This is a genomic window from Tardiphaga sp. vice304, assembly GCF_007018905.1.
Taxonomy (GTDB): domain Bacteria; phylum Pseudomonadota; class Alphaproteobacteria; order Rhizobiales; family Xanthobacteraceae; genus Tardiphaga.
Genome location: NZ_CP041402.1, coordinates 137,665 through 156,896 on the forward strand (window position 1 = coordinate 137,665; position 19,232 = coordinate 156,896).

The 19,232-nt window shown below is 65.2% G+C and carries 14 protein-coding genes; 6 read left to right on the forward strand and 8 right to left on the reverse strand.

Annotation, left to right across the window (positions count from 1 at the left end):
• Positions 1–67: 67 nt before the first annotated feature.
• On the forward strand, positions 68–991 hold the full coding sequence (locus FNL56_RS00590) for a phosphoribosylaminoimidazolesuccinocarboxamide synthase (RefSeq protein WP_246660828.1): 924 nt from the start codon (positions 68–70) through the stop codon (positions 989–991).
• Here FNL56_RS00590 and FNL56_RS00595 read toward each other — a convergent pair.
• The 4 genes from FNL56_RS00595 to FNL56_RS00610 form a co-directional block, all read right to left on the reverse strand.
• Positions 952–2,154, reverse strand: coding sequence for an SbmA/BacA-like family transporter (locus FNL56_RS00595; protein WP_143581719.1), 1,203 nt, complete (start codon positions 2,152–2,154; stop codon positions 952–954). The two genes, FNL56_RS00590 and FNL56_RS00595, sit on opposite strands and share 40 nt — an antisense overlap.
• Before the next feature lie 117 nt (positions 2,155–2,271).
• Positions 2,272–3,228, reverse strand: a complete 957-nt coding sequence (locus FNL56_RS00600; protein ID WP_143575966.1) for a 1-phosphofructokinase family hexose kinase — start codon at positions 3,226–3,228, stop codon at positions 2,272–2,274.
• A 1-nt stretch (position 3,229) separates the two neighbouring features.
• Positions 3,230–4,210, reverse strand: a complete 981-nt coding sequence (glk, locus tag FNL56_RS00605; protein WP_143581720.1) for a glucokinase — start codon at positions 4,208–4,210, stop codon at positions 3,230–3,232.
• Complete coding sequence (locus FNL56_RS00610) at positions 4,207–5,544, reverse strand: GH1 family beta-glucosidase (protein WP_143571165.1); 1,338 nt, start codon at positions 5,542–5,544, stop codon at positions 4,207–4,209. The genes glk and FNL56_RS00610 overlap by 4 nt, the downstream gene beginning before the upstream one ends.
• Before the next feature lie 181 nt (positions 5,545–5,725).
• Here FNL56_RS00610 and FNL56_RS00615 point away from each other — a divergent pair, with 181 nt between their 5' ends.
• Positions 5,726–7,069 carry an agarase gene (locus FNL56_RS00615; protein WP_143571166.1) on the forward strand — a complete coding sequence of 448 codons (1,344 nt, stop codon included), beginning with the start codon at positions 5,726–5,728 and terminating at the stop codon, positions 7,067–7,069.
• 18 nt (positions 7,070–7,087) lie between these two features.
• Here the strand turns inward: FNL56_RS00615 and ppsA are convergent, their stop codons facing one another.
• From ppsA to FNL56_RS00635, 4 genes are all read right to left on the reverse strand, one after another.
• Complete coding sequence (gene ppsA, locus FNL56_RS00620; RefSeq protein WP_143577349.1) at positions 7,088–9,499, reverse strand: phosphoenolpyruvate synthase; 2,412 nt, start codon at positions 9,497–9,499, stop codon at positions 7,088–7,090.
• Positions 9,500–9,730: 231 nt separating this feature from the next.
• Positions 9,731–11,221, reverse strand: a complete 1,491-nt coding sequence (locus tag FNL56_RS00625; protein WP_143571168.1) for an NAD-dependent succinate-semialdehyde dehydrogenase — start codon at positions 11,219–11,221, stop codon at positions 9,731–9,733.
• 91 nt (positions 11,222–11,312) lie between these two features.
• The gene (locus FNL56_RS00630; protein ID WP_143571169.1) at positions 11,313–11,639 is read right to left on the reverse strand and encodes a hypothetical protein; all 327 of its coding nucleotides are present in this window, start codon (positions 11,637–11,639) and stop codon (positions 11,313–11,315) included.
• A 468-nt stretch (positions 11,640–12,107) separates the two neighbouring features.
• On the reverse strand, positions 12,108–13,109 hold the full coding sequence (locus FNL56_RS00635) for an adenosine kinase (RefSeq protein WP_143571170.1): 1,002 nt from the start codon (positions 13,107–13,109) through the stop codon (positions 12,108–12,110).
• A 137-nt stretch (positions 13,110–13,246) separates the two neighbouring features.
• Between FNL56_RS00635 and murJ the strand changes: the two genes are divergently transcribed.
• The 4 genes from murJ to FNL56_RS00655 all read left to right on the forward strand — a co-directional run bounded on the left by murJ (position 13,247) and on the right by FNL56_RS00655 (position 19,211).
• Complete coding sequence (gene murJ, locus FNL56_RS00640) at positions 13,247–14,800, forward strand: murein biosynthesis integral membrane protein MurJ (RefSeq protein ID WP_143571171.1); 1,554 nt, start codon at positions 13,247–13,249, stop codon at positions 14,798–14,800.
• A gap of 65 nt (positions 14,801–14,865) precedes the next feature.
• Positions 14,866–15,915: a tryptophan--tRNA ligase gene (gene trpS, locus FNL56_RS00645; RefSeq protein ID WP_143571172.1), complete on the forward strand. Its 1,050-nt coding sequence runs from the start codon at positions 14,866–14,868 to the stop codon at positions 15,913–15,915.
• A 129-nt stretch (positions 15,916–16,044) separates the two neighbouring features.
• A complete protein-coding gene (locus FNL56_RS00650; RefSeq protein ID WP_143571173.1) occupies positions 16,045–17,250 on the forward strand; it encodes an efflux RND transporter periplasmic adaptor subunit in 1,206 nt (401 codons plus the stop codon).
• A 2-nt stretch (positions 17,251–17,252) separates the two neighbouring features.
• Entirely contained in the window at positions 17,253–19,211 is a 1,959-nt protein-coding gene (locus tag FNL56_RS00655; RefSeq protein WP_143571174.1) for a MacB family efflux pump subunit, read from the forward strand.
• The last annotated feature ends 21 nt before the right edge of the window (positions 19,212–19,232 follow it).

A 19,232-nucleotide genomic window follows, 5' to 3' on the forward strand; every position in this document is an offset into this window, starting at 1 on the left:
CCAATCGGCTTTCCTTGACCTCGCAATGACGGCTGAAACCTAGTTGCTTAAATCAAGAAAGACACTCATGACGACCACCCCGATGTCCGCCAGCGACCTGCCGCTTCCTCTGCTCGCCCGCGGCAAGGTGCGCGAGGTCTATGCCGTCGGTGACGACCGCGTGCTGCTGCTGACCACCGACCGCATCAGCGCGTTCGACGTGGTGATGAACGAGACCATCCCGATGAAGGGCGCGGTGCTGACGCAGATCAGCGCCTGGTGGTTCAACCAGCTCGGCGGCGTGGTGCCGCACCACATGATCGCCGCCGACGCCGATGCGATCATTGCCGAGGTGCCCGAACTGGCAGCGCACCGCGCCTCGCTCGCCGGTCGCGCGATGCTGTGCAAGCGCACCACGGTGTTTCCGATCGAATGCGTGGTGCGCGGCTATCTGTCGGGGTCGGCATGGAAGGAATATGCCGCGTCGGGCACGCTGGCCGGCGAGAAGCTGGATGCGGGCCTGAAGGAAAGCGACAAGCTCGAACCCGCGATCTTCAGCCCCGCGACCAAGGCCGCGACCGGCCATGACGAGAACATCACGATCGCACGGATGCGCGAGATCCTCGGCGAGGAGGACACTTTTACGCTCGAGAGCATGACCCGCGCCGTCTACACCCAGGGCGAAGAGATCGCCCGCGAGCAGGGCATCATCATCGCCGATACCAAGTTCGAATTCGGCCGCGACGCCGACGGCCGCATCATCCTGATCGACGAGGTGATGACGCCCGACAGTTCGCGGTTCTGGGCCGCCGACGTCTACACACCCGGCCAGCCGCAACCCTCGTTCGACAAGCAGCCGCTGCGCGACTATCTCGACATCGAACGCCGCGCCGGCCGCTGGAACGGCGAAGCCCCGCCGCCGCCGCTGCCTGCGGACGTCATCGACGCCACCAGCAAGCGCTATCTTGAGGCCTATCGGCGGCTGACCGGCGAGGAGCTGGTCGTCGGCTGATCCGCGCCAGACGTCTGGCCTGCGATCCGGGGCGGCTCATTCGAGCCATGTGCCGCCACGGAGCTGTCGTGATCCGATGCCGGCCCGGATGCATCGACCGCGTCCAGCGCCAGCAGCAGTGAGGCAACGCGGTTGGCGGAGGACGCCCACTCGGCCAGCTTCGCGTAATTTTCGGTGAACCAGTTGAAGGCGCTCTGCACCACGACAAAGGCCGCCGCGGCCTGCACCACCTCCCCCAGCGTCATCGTGCCCGCAAGATATTTCGGCAAACACAGCAGTAGGCCGATGACCGGGGTCACCAGCAGGCTGGTATAGGTCACCAAAGTGAGGCGCATAAGCTGCCAGCAGTAGATGCGCCAGATGGCGATTACCGCCTTCAGGGCCGCGCCGATCGTATGCCGCCCGCTCTTGCGGAGATCGGGCTGCGCAAGGCCCTCGCCGCTCTCGCGCAGATGGGTGCCGATCGTGCGCAGCTCGGCTTCGGCGCGCTTGTTTTCCTGCATCACCCTCGTCAGATGACTAGCGATCAGGATCGTCGTCGCCGACAGCAGCAGCGAATAGGCGATCACCGCGATGACCAGGTAACCGGGAACGATCAGGCTGACGCCGTCGATCTGGATCGCAAGGCTGTCGCCCACCGACCACAGCACGCCAATGAAGGTGATCACCGTGAGCAGCGAATTGAGCAGCCCGAGGGCGAGATCGACCGGCAGGTCGGTCGCCAGCCTGGCATCCTCGGCAATGCGAAACTCCGGTGCCTCGTGGTCGCCGATCACGAACCGCAGCCGGGTATAGCGATCGTTATCCAGCCAGTAATCGTACAGGTGATTGCTTAGCCAGGCACGCCAGGTGCGTTGCATGGTCATGCGGGCCCACACCGACAGCACGGTGAGAGACAGGCTCGCGGCAGCCAGCGGGATGAAACGCAGCGCCTGGGCGACAAGCTCCGCACCGTCCTTGCGCCCGATCGCATTGAAGAAATCGCGGTTCCAGAAATTCAGCCCGTATTGGGTAACCAGTTGCAGCAGCATCGTCGCCACCAGCAGCACCGCCAGCAACCAGGCCCGCCACGCCTGTGGTCCGCGCCAGAATCCCGACGCGCTCCGCCAGAACCGGGCCAGCAGGTGCCTCTCGTCGGGCGCAAGATAAGCGGGCTTCAGCATGCTGATATGTCAGGCACTTGCCATGCGGCGGCGCAAAATGGCTCCGTCAGACTGTAATCTAGTCGACGTTAGGCAACCTCGAACAGAGCCGGCTTGACCTGCGTCAAGCCGGCAAGACTAGCCACCCCCCTCGACGAGCGACCTGATGGTCACCTCCGCCGCAAGCCGATGGACGTCGGCGGCGCGGCAAAGCTCGGTGCCGGGATTGAGCAGTGCTGCCGACCCGCCGGCCACCCCATAGCGTAGAGCCGATTCAAGACTGCCATCGCGGGTCAGGCTCCAGACCATCGCCCCCAGGAAACTGTCGCCGGCGCCGGACACGCTGGCTGGCTCGATAGGAAAACCGTTCGCGCGCAATATAGCGTCGCGCGTCATGAGCAGGGCGCCTTCGGCTCCCATGGACAGCGCGATGACTTCGATGCGGTAGCGACCGAACAGGTGGCGGCCTGCTGCAACGAGCGACGCATCGTCAGCGGATGACACGCCTGCAAGGTCCTGAAATTCGTGCAGGTTCGGCTTGATCAGATAAACGCCCTCCTCCAGGGCCGATCTGAGGGAGGCACCGGACGTATCCACGATGACCTTGCCGGCTCCGTGGGCTGCCCGAACAACCCTGCCGTAGAAGTCGGCAGGTACGCCGGCGGGCAGGCTGCCGCTGGCAATGACAAAAGCCGCCTCCGGCGCCAGGCGCGCAATGGCATCGATGGATTGCTGCCATTCAAACTCGCTCAGAACGGCGCCCGGGAACACCAGCCGAAACTGCTCCCGGCTTGATTCGTCATGGATGGTGATGTCCTCCCGTGTGTCGTTCAGGGTCGGGATCACGAGGCTCGGCACGCCTTCGCCTTCGAGCAATGCGGCCAGGGTTTGCCCGGTGGCGCCGCCGGCGGGATAGACCGCGGTCGCTTCGACGCCGAGCCGCTTCAGAACCCTTGCGACGTTGATGCCGCCGCCGCCCGGATCGCGATGTGGCGGCGCGCAACGCATCTTGGTGAAAGGCAACATTTCCTTCACCGACGTCGAAATGTCGACGGCCGGATTGATGGTGAGGGTGACGATCCCAGGCGCGGCCATGTCAGCCAACGGCTTCGACCTCAGCCAGAGCGCGGAGCCCGACGAACGCGGCATCCTCGTCGAGAATGAGCCACGCCGGTATCGGCGCGAGATATTTTCTGAACCGCCCTTTGTCTTCGAAGCGCTCCCGGAATTCGGAGCGGGCCAGATAGTCGGGGACGCGACGCAAAATGCCCCCGCCGATATAGACGCCGCCCTTGGCACCAAAGGTAAGCGCCAGATTGCCGGCAACCGAGCCCAGCATCGCACAGAACATGTCGACAGCCGCGCGGCTCACCGCGCAACTCCCCTCGATTCCGGTCTGCATGACATCGGCGGCGCGGCGTTCCGGTACAGCGACGCCGTCCAGCGCGGCGAGAGCGGCGTAAAGATTTTCGAGCCCGCGGCCCGACAACACGCGTTCCGCCGACATATGTCCGTATCGCTGCCGCAGATGCGCGATGACGGCATCCTCGCGCAGCGAGTCGCCGGCTATGCTGGCATGGCCGCCCTCGCTCGACAGCACGATCTGGCCGGCCGCGTGCGGAATGCTGACCGCCATGCCGAGACCGGTGCCGGGGCCGAGTGCCGCACACGGCGCTTCCGCCGACGGCACCTGACCGCCCAGCGCGAGCAGCCTGTCCGGCGACAGACGGCGCAGCGACCACGCCACCGCCTCGAAATCATTGATCAGACGGACGCTGGATAATCCGTACGCCGATCGCAACGCCGCAGCATCGATCACCCAGTCGTTGTTGGTCAGCGCACAGCGGTTGTCCCGGACCGCACCGGACGCCGCCAGGATCGCGGACCGGATGCTTCCGGCGTCGGCCAGACCACCGAGATAGGCGGCCAGCGCTGCGTTGAAATCACCGTAGTCGCTGACGGCCATGTGAGCCACCGCACTCATTGCGCCATCGGCGAGGACGGCAAACCGCGCATTGGTGCCGCCGATGTCGGCGAGCAGCACGGGATGCGGGGGGTGCGAGGCGCGGGCTTTCATGGCTGGCGTGCCGCCCTGATCAGCCTTGCGTACCAGTCGAACGACGCTTTCGGAATTCGCCGCTGCGACGCGTAGTCGATGTAGGTCAGGCCGAACCTCTTGCTGTAGCCGGAGTCCCATTCGAAATTGTCGAGCAGCGACCAGATGAAATAGCCGCGAATGTCGACGCCATCGGCAGCGGCGGCATTCATCGCCTCGATATAGGCCCGCAGGAACGCCATCCGCCCGCTATCGATCACCGCGCCGGTTTCGTCGGGCTGCATGGCATCGCCGTAGCCATTTTCCATGACATAGACGGGCAAAGCATAGCGCGCGTGGACGATACGCAGCGTGTCTGCAAAGGCTGCGGGCTCGATCGGCCATCCGATCGGCGTCAGGGCGCAGCCGGACGGCTTGTCGCCGAAATCGTAGCCCAGCAACGCTCCGGGCTTGGCGGCGACATAGACCGGGCTGTAGTGGTTGAGCCCGAACCAGTCGAGCGGACGACAGATCCGCGCAAGATCACCCGCCTCGACGTGCGGCGCCACGGCAGAACGCATTGCGGCGGGATACTCGCCCAGGCATTGCGGATCCGGGAAGGCATTATTCCAGTACGTGCTCAAGTGCGCAGCCGCCACGGCATCGGCTGCGCGATCGCTCGAAGGCCTGCATGGCTGATAGTTGTGGATGCATCCGATCGATACATTACGAACCTTGTCGCGCAACACATCCACCGCGGCGCCGTGCGCCAGATTGACGTGGTGAATCATGCGATGCAGATCGTCCTCAGCGCTGCGGCCTTTCTGCCCGAGCGAACGGCTGAACAGGCTGAAGATCGAAGGTTCGTTGAAGGTCGCGAAGCGCTTGACGCGATCGCCGTAACGTCCGGCGACGAGTGTCGTGTAGTCGGTGAACCATGCCACCGACTCACGATTCAGCCAGCCGCCGGAATCCTCCAGCGCCTGCGGCAGATCCCAGTGATACAGGCACAGCCAGGGTTCGATACCGGCGGCCAGCAATTCATCGAGCAACCGGTCGTAGAACGCGAGGCCCGCTTCATTTGCCGACCCGCGACCCTGCGGCAGTACGCGCGGCCAGGCCACCGAGAACCGGTACGCCTGAACGCCCAGCGCCTTCATCAAGGCGACATCCTCGGGATAACGATGGTAGTGATCGCAGGCGACATCGCCGCTGTCGCGATTCTTGAGTTCATCGGTGTGACCATAGACGTCCCAGACGCTCGGGCCGCGACCACCCTCCTGCGTCGCACCTTCGATCTGGAAGCTCGACGTCGAGACCCCCCAGATGAGATCCGGCCGAAGGCTGGCGATGTCAGGAAGCTCCGGCGTCGCCATGGTTGACCACCCTGATTTCGCAGTCCGTCCAGCCAGGTTCGAACGTTACGATCCCGGCCGGACGATCTGACCGTTGATAGCCATAGTCAGGCCGACGACGGCCGCACTTGAGCCAGATCAAGAATGGTCGACTTGAGCGATGTGACAAGGATATCGCGCTGTTCGGTCGCCGGAGATTCTGTTGCGAAGAACAAAATGGGGTGGAATCGCCGACGACTGCTTCCAGGGCAGCGGCTTCTTCCGTGTCGCCGAACATCTCGGCGTGTCCTGGCTTGTGGATCCGGATGGCGGCCGCTTCATCTCCAAGGGTGTCAACAATGTGCGCTTCGACCAGGACCGCATCATCGGCACCGACCGCGCGCCCTATGCCGACGCCTGCCGGAGCAAATACGGCAATGAGAATGTCTGGCGCGCGGCAATATCCGACCGTCTTGCGAGCTGGAATTTCAATACCGTCGGCTGCTGGTCCGACGAGCTTGTGGCGGATGCGGGATCGCAACGGCTCGCGATGACGCCGACCACGGCGCTCGGCGCCACATTCCGGCTGCACCGCCGCGACCAGATTTTTCCCGATGTCTTCGACGCCGGATTCGCCGCGCATATCCGTAAAAGCGCCAGGGATCGCTGCACGAGATGGCGCGACGATCCGGGCCTGCTCGGCACGTTCATCGACAATGAATTGTACTGGTCGCCGGACTGGCGGGGCGCCGACGAACTGCTGACCATCTTTCTCAACCTGCCCTCGCATCGCCCCGGCCGCGTCGCCGCCATAGCGCGCATGCAGCATCATTATCGGGAGTTTTCCCAGTTCAATGCGATCTGGCGCACGCCGGCGCAATCATGGGAGCAGCTTGGCCGGATTTCCCATATCGACGCGCCGTTCTTCCGGATGCCGCCCGGCGGGCTCAACGATGCGCTGGAGGCGAAGGCCAATCGCGACAATCCTGTTCGCGCACAATTTTCCGCAGACTGCGATGCCTTCAGCGCGGTCGTCGCCGACATCTATTTCGAATTATGCGCCTCGGCGATCAGGGCCGTCGATCCGAACCACCTAGTGATCGGGTCGCGGTTCGGCTATCAGCCGCAAACCCATGTGATCGCCGCCGCCGGACGGCACCTCGATGTGGTGTCCTTCAATTGCTACGACGTCGATGCCAGTGCGGTGATCGACGCCTATGCTGTTGCTGCCGGAAAACCATGCCTGATTTCCGAATTCGCCTTCCGCGGCGACGATTCGGGCCTGCCCAATACCCGCGGCGCCGGGCCGCGTGTGGCCAGCCAGACCGAGCGCGCGCGATGTTTCGAGCGCTACGTGACGGCGGCTTTAAGCAAGCCTTCAATCGTGGGCTATCACTGGTTCGAACATGCCGATCAGCCGGCCGAAGGGCGCTTCGATGGCGAGAATTCGAATTTCGGAACGGTGACCATCGAGGACGAGGTGTATACCGAATTGACCGATACGATGACCAGGATCAACGCCGCCGCCGAGCAGATCCACGCAACGGCCGTGCCCGCGGACATCTGACCTTCGCCGTCGGCGGCGTCAGGGCTTCTGTGCGGCCCTGTCGGCTTCGGCCGCACGCACCACTTCCATGGTGCGAAACACGCTGCCCGGATTGACGCTGATGGAGTCGATGCCGAGACCGGTCAGATAGCGCGCGATCTCCGGATAGTTCGCAGGCGCCTCGCCGCAAATGCCGACATGTCGACCGCTGCGCTTGGCGCCGGCCACCGCCTGCCGGAACATCTCCAGCATACCAGGATCGCGTTCATCGAAATCGAAAGCAACGATATCCGAGTCCCGGTCGACACCCAGGGTCAGCTGGGTGAGGTCGTTGGAGCCGATCGAGAAGCCGTCGAACAGTTCGGCAAACGCGTCGATCTGGATCACGTTGTTCGGGATCTCGCACATGACATAGACTTCAAGACCACCTTCGCCGCGGGTCAGCCCGTTGGCCGCCATGGTCGCGATCACTCGCCGGCCCTCCGCAACGGTCCGGCAGAACGGCACCATGACGCGCAGATTGGACAGTCCCATGTCATCGCGCACCCGACGCAACGCCGCGCACTCCAGCGCAAAACCCTCGGCGTAAGCCGGATGGCTGTAGCGGGAGGCGCCGCGGAATCCCAGCATCGGGTTTTCCTCCTTCGACTCGAACGCCTGGCCGCCCAGCAGGCTGGCATATTCGTTGGTCTTGAAGTCGGAGAGCCGTACGATCACCGGCTTGGGGTAGAACGCCGCGGCGATGGTGCCAACGCCTTCCGACAATTTCTGGACAAAGAACTCGGACGGGCTTTGGTAGTCTTTGACCAGGCGGGCGATCGCGGTCCGCTCCCTGGCGGACGCAATCCTGTCAGGCTGGAGCAGCGCCATGGGGTGCACGCCAATATGTTCGCTGATGATGAACTCCATGCGCGCAAGGCCAACACCGGACTGCGGCTGCATCGCCGTCCGAAACGCCATTTCGGGGGTGCCGACATTCACCATGATGGCGGTACGCGGCGGCGTGAGGTCGCTTAGCGGCGTTCGCGTCACGTCGAACGGCACGATTCCCGGATAGACGCTGCCGACATCGCCTTCGGCGCAGCAGACGGTGACGCTTGCCCCGGTCTTCAGCCTGTCGGTCGCGTGCGTGGCGCCGACCACCGCCGGAATACCGAGCTCCCGCGCGACAATGGCCGCGTGGCAGGTCCGGCCGCCCTTATCGGTGACGATGCCGGCGGCAATTTTCATCACCGGCTCCCAGTCGGGGCTGGTGGCCGGCGCCACCAGGATCTCACCCGGCTTGAACGCCGACAGATCGCGCGCCGTCGCGATGCGGCGCACGCGCCCGGTGGCGATCTTCTCGCCGACCGCGCGCCCAGTAACGATGGCCTCGCCGCGCCCCGTCAGGCTGTAGCTTTCGTAAAAGTCTGCCGAGCGCTGCGAGGCAACCGTCTCGGGCCGCGCCTGAATGATGTAGAGCTTGCCGTCGGCGCCGTCCTTGGCCCATTCGATGTCCATCGGCATCGCGCCGCCGGCATGTTTCGAATAATGCGCCTCGATGCGCACCGCATTGTCCGCGAGGCTGAGCACCTCGGCATCGGAAATGCAGAATTTTTGCCGCTCGGCAGCCGGCACATTGCGGGTCAGCGTCGCATGGGTTCCGCCGCGTTTGCCGTAGATCATGCGAACCTGTTTGGCGCCCAGCTTGCGCCGCAGCACGCGGCGAAATCCCAGCGCCAGCGTCGGCTTGTGGACATAGAACTCGTCGGGATCGACCTGGCCCTGCACGATGGTTTCGCCGAGGCCGTAGCATCCGGTGACGAACACCACGTCGCGAAACCCGGATTCGGTATCGAGGGTAAAGATCACGCCGCTGGCCGCGAGATCGGAGCGCACCATCTTCATTACGGCGACGGACAGTGCCACCTTGAAATGATCGAAACCATTGTCGATCCGATAAGAGATCGCGCGATCGGTGAAGATGGAAGCAAAGCAGCGCCGGCACGCTTCGAACAGATCGTTGGCGCCGCGCACATTTAGAAAGCTCTCGTGCTGGCCGGCGAAACTCGCCGTCGGCAGATCCTCTGCGGTCGCGGAGCTTCGCACCGCCACCGCGACGCCGGGCCCCGCCTGCTGTTCGAGCCGACGATACGCTTCCATGATCTGCGCGCGGAGCGGCGCCGTGTCCATAGCCGCGTAGACGATCGCACGGGCCTTGGCGGCCTTGCTGGCAAGCTGCCGGATGTTGCTCTTGTCGATGCCGTCAAGCAGCCGGTGCAGATGGTCCGCGACATCGCCCTGCGATAGTGCAGTGCGATAAGCGTCAGCCGTGATCGCAAACCCATCTGGGACGGCAACTCCTTCGGCTGCGAGCACCGAATAAAGTTCACCTAACGACGCGGTCTTGCCGCCGACCGATGCGACGTCGCCCAGACCGATTTCGAGAAAGGACCTGATATATCCCGCCATGGCACCAGCAGATCACGCTTGTGTTGCCGTGGTATTGAGGCAGGTCAAATTGCTCGGAGGCAGCAGACCCGAGCGCTCCTTTTCCTTCTCCCCTTGTGGGGGACGGTGGCGCGTCGCAGCCGCGTCGGATGAAGAGTAGCTCTGGGCTCGGAGTTTGTGGCCACCCCTCACCCGGCCGCGCTATCGCGCGTCCACCCTCTCCCACAAGGGGAGAGGGAAGAAACGAGAATCTCAGATCCCTGACATCATGATGTATTTGATCTCGACATATTCTTCCATGCCGTGATGCGATCCCTCGCGTCCCAAGCCGCTCTCCTTGACGCCGCCGAACGGCGCCACTTCGGTGGTGATCAGGCCGGTGTTGACGCCGACCATGCCGGATTCCAGCGCCTCGGCGACGCGCCAGACGCGGCCAAGATCGCGCGAATAGAAGTACGACGCCAGCCCGAACGGCGAGGCATTGCACATCGCGATCACGTCGGCCTCGTCCTTGAAGCGGAACACCGCCGCCAGCGGGCCGAAGGTCTCTTCCTGCGAGACCAGCGCATCCGGACTCACATTCGACAGCACGGTCGGCTCGAAGAAGGTGCCACCGAGCGCATGGCGCTTGCCGCCGGTGACGATCCTGGCGCCGCCCGTTACCGCATCCGCGATGTGGCGCTCGACCTTCTCGACGGCCTTCTCGTTGATCAGCGGCCCCTGCGTCACGCCGGCCTCGGTGCCGTCGCCGATCTTCATCGCCGACACTTTCCTGGCCAGCTTCTCGACGAACTGGTCGTAGATGCCGTCCTGCGCGTAGAGCCGGTTGGCGCAGACACAGGTCTGGCCCATGTTGCGATATTTCGAGACCATCGCGCCATCGACGGCGGCATCGATATCGGCATCGTCGAACACCACGAACGGCGCATTGCCGCCGAGCTCGAGCCCGAGCCGCTTCACGCCGACCGAGGCCTGCTTGTAGAGAATCTTGCCGACCGCGGTGGAGCCGGTGAAGCCGACGAAGCGCACCGCCGGATGTTCGCACAGCACCAGGCCGATCGCGGCGGCATCGCCGGTGACGATGTTGAGCACGCCCTTCGGCACGCCGGCGCGCTCGGCGAGTTCGGCGAGCGCCAGCGCAGAGAACGGCGTCTCGTTGGCCGGCTTCAGCACCACGGTGCAGCCCGCGGCCAGCGCCGGCGACACCTTTCGCGTAATCATCGAATTGGGAAAATTCCACGGCGTAATCGCGCCGCAGACGCCGATCGGCTGCTTGATGGCGAGCAGGCGCGCGTCGGCGCGCTGGGTCGGGATCGTCTCGCCATAGACCCGGCGGGCTTCCTCGGCGAAGAACTCGATATAGGCCGCGCCGATATCGACTTCGCCGAGCGCTTCGGCCAGCGGCTTGCCCTGCTCGGTGGTCAGGATCAGCGCCAGATCCTCGCGATTGGCGATGATCAGCTCGAACCATTTTCGCAAGATGTTGGAGCGCTGCTTGGCGGTGAACTTGGCCCACAGCGGAAAGGCGCGCTCGGCGGCTTCGACCGCCTGGGTGGTTTCCCTGGCGCCCATGTTCGGCACGGAGCCGAGCTGGACGTCATTGACGGGGTTGGTGACCGCGGTCGCGCCGGTGCCGGTCCAGGCGCCGTCGATATAGCATTGCTCGCGCAGCAAGGACGGATCCTTGAGGCGGTCGCGCAGCGAGGGTGCAGAGGTCGGGCGGGCAGCAGCGGTCGGGGTCATGGCATTCTCCTCAAGTGTCGGGCGACTTGTAGGAGATTATTGGCGTTTTGGCACTATCCTGATGCGAATGGCTGCTATCGCGGCAGAGGCATTACGCCGCGCCGCGCAGATAGGTTTCGCGGCGGTCGATCATCCGCGCCGCGGCAATGCGGGCATTGGCGGGCGTGGTGGTCGAGAGAGTGCGATATTCCAGACCCGGGAGATTGACCGGGGCGCGCTTGCCGAACCACGACACCAGCGATTTCGGGGTCGAGAGTTTGGCCAGCGCCTGAACCAGGCTATCGGCGGCATCGAAGGCAAACAGCGCGCCGGAGGCCGCATGACGAACTTCGAAAATGCCGGGACCGATCGGCGCTTCGATGGTCTCGCCGCGTGCCACCCGCGGATAATGTTTCCAGTCGCTCCAGCCGGTCGTCATCGTCTTTCTCCACAGCCCCAGGCTGTATAAATTTCATCGATAAATGAATGCACTTAGCGGCACACTGCAATTGAACCCGAACACCGGCGAATCGTTCCGAATCCACAACGCACTGCGAAGCGGTGCCACGATTGACCATCTAGGTCGCCGGTGGCGGCATTGCCCGTCTGGACCGAGCCATTGCTGCCGAATCGCCCGGTACTGCGATCACGTTTCCGGCGGCGTGATGGTTCGTCGCGGATGGAGAGTGTCAGGTTCAAAGCGAGGCGCTTAGCTTCACCCTCCCCTTTTGAGGGGGAGGGCCGACTGCGCCATCGGCGCGGTCGGGGTGGGGTGACGGCGCTCATGGCGCAGTACAGGGTCTCCACGGGCGCTGTCACGCCACCCCGCCGCGCATCATGCTTCGCATGCTGCACGACGACCCTCCCCCTCAAAAGGGGAGGGTCAAAGAGACAGTCGTCAATACGCCTAGACCGGCAGGCCGTGCTTCTGCGCCAGTTCTTTCAGCGACACCTGCGGCCGGGCGCCGATGTGCTGGATCACTTCGGCCGCCGCCAGCGCGGCGAGCTGGCCGCAGACCTTGTGATCGACGCCGCGCACCAGGCCGAACAGGAAGCCCGCGGCGAACAGATCGCCGGCGCCGGTGGTGTCGATCAGCGTGTCGATCGGGAAGGCCGGCACCTCGATCACACCGGAGCGCGAGGCGATCATGCAGCCCTTCTCGGAACGGGTGACGACGCCGAGCGCGACATCCTTGCGGAGCTGGCCAAGCGCGGTGTCGGTGTCGGCGGTCTCGTACAGCGCGTGCAGCTCGGACTCATTGGCGAACACCAGGTCGCAGGTGCCGTCGCGCATCAATTGCAGGAATTCATCGCGATAGCGGCTGACGCAGAACGCATCCGACAGCGTCAGCGCCACCTGGCGGCCGGCGCCGTGCGCGATCTTCGAGGCCTTGACGAAGGCTTCCTTGGCGCTGACGGGATCCCACAGATAGCCCTCGAGATAGACGAAGCCGGAAGCGGCTACCGCCGCCTCGTCGATGTCGGCCGGGGTGAGATCCTGCGCGGCGCCGAGATAGGTGTTCATGGTGCGCTCGCCGTCCGGCGTCACCAGAATGTAGGAGCAGCCGGTGGCCGGACCGGACGCAGCGGGCGCCGTGTCGAAAGCGACGCCGGCGGCCCGGATGTCGTGGGTATATTTGTTGCCGATGGTGTCGCTGCGGACCTTGCCGACGTAAGCGGCGCGCGCGCCGAGCGAGGCCAGGCCGACGATGGTATTGGCGGCCGAGCCGCCGGACATTTCCGTGGCCGACCCCATATTGGTGTAGATCGCCGTGGCGCGGGCCTCGTCGATCAGCGCCATGCCGCCCTTGACCATGCCATGCGACACCAGAAACGCCTCGTCGGTCTGCACCAGCACGTCGTAGATCGCGTTGCCGATGCCGAGCACGTCGTATTTGACTGAGGTCATGAAGATTTTCCCGTTGCGGCGATTGCGAGGGCGCGGCAAATCCGATTCAACTCGGGGTTTCTGCTGCGCCTTGAAAGGTGCAGCGACCTATCATGATCCCGGCCGGGCCAGCAAGGACGCCGCTTGAAGATGCCTGTATGATCCGTGCGCTCCTGACCGTCTCGACCGGCACGCTAGCCTCGCGGCTGCTCGGCTTTGCCCGCGACGCGATGGTCGCAGCCCTGCTGGGCGCTGGCCCCGTGGCGGACGCCTTCCTGGTCGCGTTCCAGATGGTCAATGTGATCCGCCGGCTGCTCACCGAGGGCGCGTTGAACGCGGCGCTGATCCCCGGCTGGCTGAGGGTGCGCGCCGCGCAAGGCGAGATCGCGGCCGCGGCCTTTGCCGGACGCGTGCTCGGCACGATCAGCGTCGCGCTGGTCGCCGTGACGTTATTGATCGGCTTTGCGATGCCGGTGGTGATCGCGCTGCTGGCGCCGGGCTTTGTCGGCGAAGCCACGCTGCAGATGGCCGTCGATGACGCCCGCTTGATGCTGCCCTATCTGGCTTTCGCCGGACCGGTGACGGTGATGATGGGGCTGCTCAATGCGCAGCACCGCTTTGCGCTCACCGCCTTCTCTCCGCTGCTGTTCAACATCGCGCTGATCGCCGTGATGACTTCGCTGCTGGCGTGGCGACAGGACGCGGCCACCGCAGCACTGCTGATCGCCGCCACCGTCGGCATCGCCGGACTGCTGCAACTCGCGATGCTGCTGCGCCGCGGCCCGGATTTGGCGACGCCGCTGCGCGTCGTGTTCGATGCCGAGATGCGCGGCTTCCTGCGCCAGGCGCTGCCCGGCATGGTCGCCAGTTCCGGGCCGCAGCTTTTGATCGTCGCCGGCGCCGTGATCGCCTCGCATTCGCCTTCGGTGGTGTCGTGGTTGTATTTCGCCAACCGGCTGATCGAACTGCCGCTCGGTATCGTCGGCACCGCGATGGGCACCGTGCTGGTGCCGGAGCTGACTCGCGCGGTGCGATCCGACGACAACGCCGCCATCGGCCACGCGGAATCGCGCGGCCTCGAACTGGCGGTCGGCCTGGCGCTGCCGGCGACGCTCGGGCTGATGGTGCTGAGCCAGCCGATCGTGCAGCTTTTGTTCGAGCACGGCGCGTTCGACGCCACCGATACCGCCGCTACGGCGCAGGCCCTGCTCTGGCTGGCGCTCGGCCTGCCCGCCCATGTGCTGGTCAAGGCGCTGTCGCCGGCGTTCTTCGCCCGCGACGACACCATGACCCCGCTGTGGGCAACGCTCATCGGGCTCGCCGTGGCGATCGTCGCAGCCCTGGCACTCCGGCGGTTCGGCGCCGCCGGGATCGCCGCGGCGATCGCGCTGGCGGCGTGGAGCAGCGCGGCCGTGCTGATCGCGCGGAGCACGGCCACGTTCGGCTTTTCGCTCGACGGCAATGCCCGGCGGCGGCTGCCGCGGATCGTCCTTGCCGCTTTCGCGATGGGCGCGCTGCTGTGGCTGAAGGCAGGTTTCGTATGGCCGTGGGCGGCGCAGGCGCACGGGATGGCGCAGGCGGCCCTGCTCGGCCTGCTGATCGCCGGCGGGCTGCTGATCTACGCCGCCCTGCTGGCGATTTTCGGCGTCGTCACCCCGGCCGATATCAGGCGCGCCATCCAGCAATCCCATAGCGGCGACTTGCGCGGCTAGGCCTCGCATGGCAAGCACCCCCGCATAGCGCCGAGTCCATATCGGCACGCAGCAGGAAAACGAACATGGCGATCACGGAACGGGTTTTTTCAGGCGTCCAGCCGACCGGCAATCTGCACCTCGGCAACTACCTCGGCGCCATCGTCAATTTCGTCAAACTGCAGGAGACGCATAACTGCCTGTATTGCGTGGTCGACATGCACGCGATCACCGTTCCCATCAACGTGTGGGGCGGCCCCGACGAGCTGCGTCGCAACACCCGCGAGGTCACCGCGGCCTTCATCGCCTCCGGCATCGACCCCAAGAAACAGATCATCTTCAACCAGAGCCAGGTGCCGGGCCATGCCGAGCTCGCCTGGATCTTCAATTGCGTCGCCCGCCTCGGCTGGCTGAACCGCATGACGCAGTTCAAGGAAAAGGCCGGCAAGGATCGCGAGAACGCGTCCGTCGGCCTGTACGACTATCCGGTGCTGATGGCCGCCGACATTTTGCTCTACCGCGCCACCCATGTGCCGGTCGGAGAGGACCAGAAGCAGCATCTCGAGCTGTGCCGCGACATCGCGCAGAAATTCAACAACGATTTCTCGGAATCGATCGCCGCCCAGGGCCATGACGGGAACTACTTCCCGATGCCGGAGCCGGTGACCACCGGTCCCGCGACGCGGGTGATGAGCCTGCGCGACGGCACCAAGAAGATGTCGAAATCGGACGCCTCCGACAATTCGCGCATCAATCTCACCGACGACGCCGACACCATCGCGCAGAAGATCAAGCGCGCCAAGACCGATCCGGAGCCGCTGCCGTCGGAAGAAGAGGGCCTGAAGCCGCGCCCCGAAGCCGACAATCTGGTCGGCATCTATGCCGCACTCGCCGACAAGCCGAAATCCGAGGTGCTGCGCGAGTTCGGCGGCGCGCAGTTCTCCGGCTTCAAATCCAGCCTCGCCGAACTCGCCGTCAGCAAGCTGGCGCCGATCGCGGCCGAGATGAAGCGGCTGACTGCGGACGAGGGCTATGTCGATCAGGTACTGATCGACGGCGGCGAGCGGGCGCATGCAATCGCGTCCGAGACGATCGACGCGGTGAAGGACATCGTCGGCATGGTGCGCAAGCGGTAGCCGCGCCGCCTTGCATTGTGGCGGTTTGTTGTCGCGGACATCGCGGCAAACACGCTGATGGTTGACAGCCGGATGCTCATCCCGTGAAAGGTGCGGACGCATCCTTCATCCGGTTCGGACCAAACCCCCATGACCAACCTTCGACGCCTCGCGGTGATCGGCACCGTGATCGTTGTCGCCATTGCCGGCTGGGCGCTCAAGAACAGGCTGTTTCCGGCCAAGGCGCCGAGCGCCGTGACGGCGCCGGTGAAGCGCGGCGATATCGAGGAGACCGTGCTGGCCTCGGGCACCCTGAAGCCGATCAAGATGGTCGCGGTCGGCGCGCAGGTGTCCGGACGGGTGACCTCGCTCAAGGTCAGTGTCGGCAACATCGTCAAACGAGGCGACCTGATCGCCCAGATCGATCCGGTCACCCGGCAGAACGACCTGCGCACCGCGGAAGCCGCGTTGCAGAACAGCCGCGCGCAGCGCGCCGAGAAAGAAGCGACCCTGGCGCTGGCGGAAGCCGCACTGAGCCGACAGCAGGTCACCTTCGCGCAAAAGGCCTCGTCGCGCGCCGACTTCGAGACCGCGGACGCCACCGTCAAACAGACCCGCGCGCAGATCTCCGCGCTCGACGCGCAGATCATGCAGGCGCAGGTCTCGGTCGATACCGCCCGCGTCAATCTCGATTACACCAGGATCACGGCACCGATCGACGGCACCGTGCTGGCGGTGGTCACGCAGGAAGGCCAGACCGTCAATGCGGTGCAGTCGGCGCCGACCATCGTGATCCTCGGCCAGCTCGCGATAATGGCGATCCGCGCCGAAATCTCCGAAGTCGACGTCATCAAGGTCCGCCCCGGCCAGAACGTCTATTTCAATATCCTCGGCGATCCCGACCGTCGCTACACGGCGTCGCTCGTCTCGATCGAGCCGGCCCCGGAATCGATCAAGAGCGACAGCAGCTTCAGCTCCTCGACCGTCAGTTCGAGCAGTACGTCGTCCTCGGCCACGAGTTCGGCGATCTATTATAACGGCACCTTCAGCGCGCCGAATGCCGACGGGCGGCTGCTGACCTACATGACCGCGGAAGTCCATGTCGTGGTCGCCGAAGCAAAGGACACGCTGACGATTCCCTCCGCAGCACTCGGGCAGCGCCAGGGTGACGGCAGCTATCCGGTGCAGGTGGCCGACGCCGCCGGCGCGCTGTCGTCGCGCCCGGTGAAAATCGGCATCAACAACAAGCTCACCGCGCAGGTATTGTCCGGCCTCACCGAGGGCGAGCAGGTGGTGGTGCGCAAGGGCATCGCTGAGGCCGGCGCGCCGTCCGGTCCGCCACCGCCGGGAACGTAGCGATGGCCGGCCCGATGATCGTGTTACGAAAATTGCGCCGCGAGTTTCCTTCCGGCGAGGGCACGGTGGTGGCGCTCGACGACCTCGATTTGACCATCGAGGCCGGCGAGATGGTCGCCATCATGGGCACGTCGGGCTCCGGCAAATCCACGCTGATGAACATCCTCGGCTGCCTCGACCGGCCGAGTTCGGGGAGCTACCTGATCGACGGCCGCGAGGCCGCGACCATCGCCGCCGACGACCTCGCTGCCCTACGCCGCGAGCATTTCGGCTTCATCTTCCAGCGCTATCATCTGCTGCCGGAGCTGTCCGCCGCCGGCAATGTGGAGATCCCCGCGATCTATGCCGGCCAGCCGCGCGAGCAGCGCCGCGCCCGCGCTTATGCGCTGCTGCAGCGGCTCGGCATCGCCGACCGCGCCGGCCACCGGCCGAACCAGTTGTCCGGCGGGCAGCAGCAGCGCGTCTCGATCGCCCGCGCGCTGATGAACGGCGCCAACGTCATCCTCGCCGACGAGCCGACCGGCGCGCTCGACCGCCGCAGCGGCGACGAGGTGCTGCGGATTCTCGACGAGCTGCACGAAGAGGGCAAGACGGTCATCATCGTCACCCATGATGCCGGCGTGGCGGCCCGCGCCCGCCGCATCATCGAGCTGAGCGACGGCGTGGTCGTTTCCGACCGCAGAACCGATACGACCGCCGGCGCGGCTGCGTCTGCAGCGACGGCGCGGCCGGAGACGTCGCGGTGGCGCTGGCAGAGCCTGCTGGACCGCACCCGCGAGGCGTTCCGCATGGCGATGCTGGCGATGGCGGCGCACCGGCTGCGCACGTTCCTTACCATGCTCGGCATCATCATCGGGATCGCCTCGGTAGTGTCCGTGGTGGCGCTCGGCGACGCCGCCAAGCGCAAGGTGCTGGCCGATATCAGCACGCTCGGCACCAACACGATCGAGATCTTTCCCGGCAAGGATCTCGGCGATATCCGCTCGTCCAAAATCAAGACGCTGGTGATCGCCGACGCCCGCGCGCTGCAGCAGCAGCCTTATATCGACGGCGTGACGCCGACGGTGTCGACTTCAAGCACGCTGCGCTACGGCCCGCTGGAAGCCACCGCGCTGGTCAATGGCGTCGGCGAGCAGTATTTCGCCGTCAAGGGCACCAAGCTGTCGGCCGGCACCTTCTTCGATGCGGCGGGCTTGCGCGACCGGCAGCAGGACGTGGTGATCGACGAAAAGACCCGGCAGACGTTTTTCAGCAACGAGCCAGATGGGCCGATCGGCAAGGTGATCCTGGTCGGGCGCGTGCCGTGCCGGATCATCGGCGTCACGCAGCAGCAGCAGGGCGGCTTCGGCTCCAGCCAAAACCTGTCGGTCTATCTGCCCTACACCACCGTGCAGGCACGCTTCCTCGGCAACGCCTCGCTGCGCAGCATCCTCTTGCGGGTCAATGACGACACCGCCACCGACGCGGCGGAGCGCGACGTGACGCGGTTCCTGACGCAGCGCCACCGGATCAAGGATTTCGTCATTCTCAACACCGACGACATCCGCAAGACCATCACCCGCACCACCGAGACGCTGACGCTGATGATCGCCGCCATCGCGGTGATCTCGCTGGTGGTGGGCGGCATCGGCGTGATGAACATCATGCTGGTATCGGTGTCCGAGCGGATCGGCGAGATCGGCGTGCGAATGGCGGTCGGCGCGCGGCGCAGCGACATCCTGCAGCAGTTCCTGATCGAGGCGGTGATGGTCTGCGTGATCGGCGGCGCGCTCGGCGTCAGTCTCGCGTTTGGCCTGGCGGCGCTGTTCAACGCGCTGGTTCCGGCGTTCCAGCTCGGCTTCTCCATGACCTCGGTCGTTGCCGCCTTCCTCTGTTCGACAGGGATTGGGATCATCTTCGGCTATCTGCCGGCCCGGCACGCCTCGTTCCTCGATCCGCTGGCGGCGCTGTCGCGCGATTGACGCCGCGCCCTTGTCGGAACC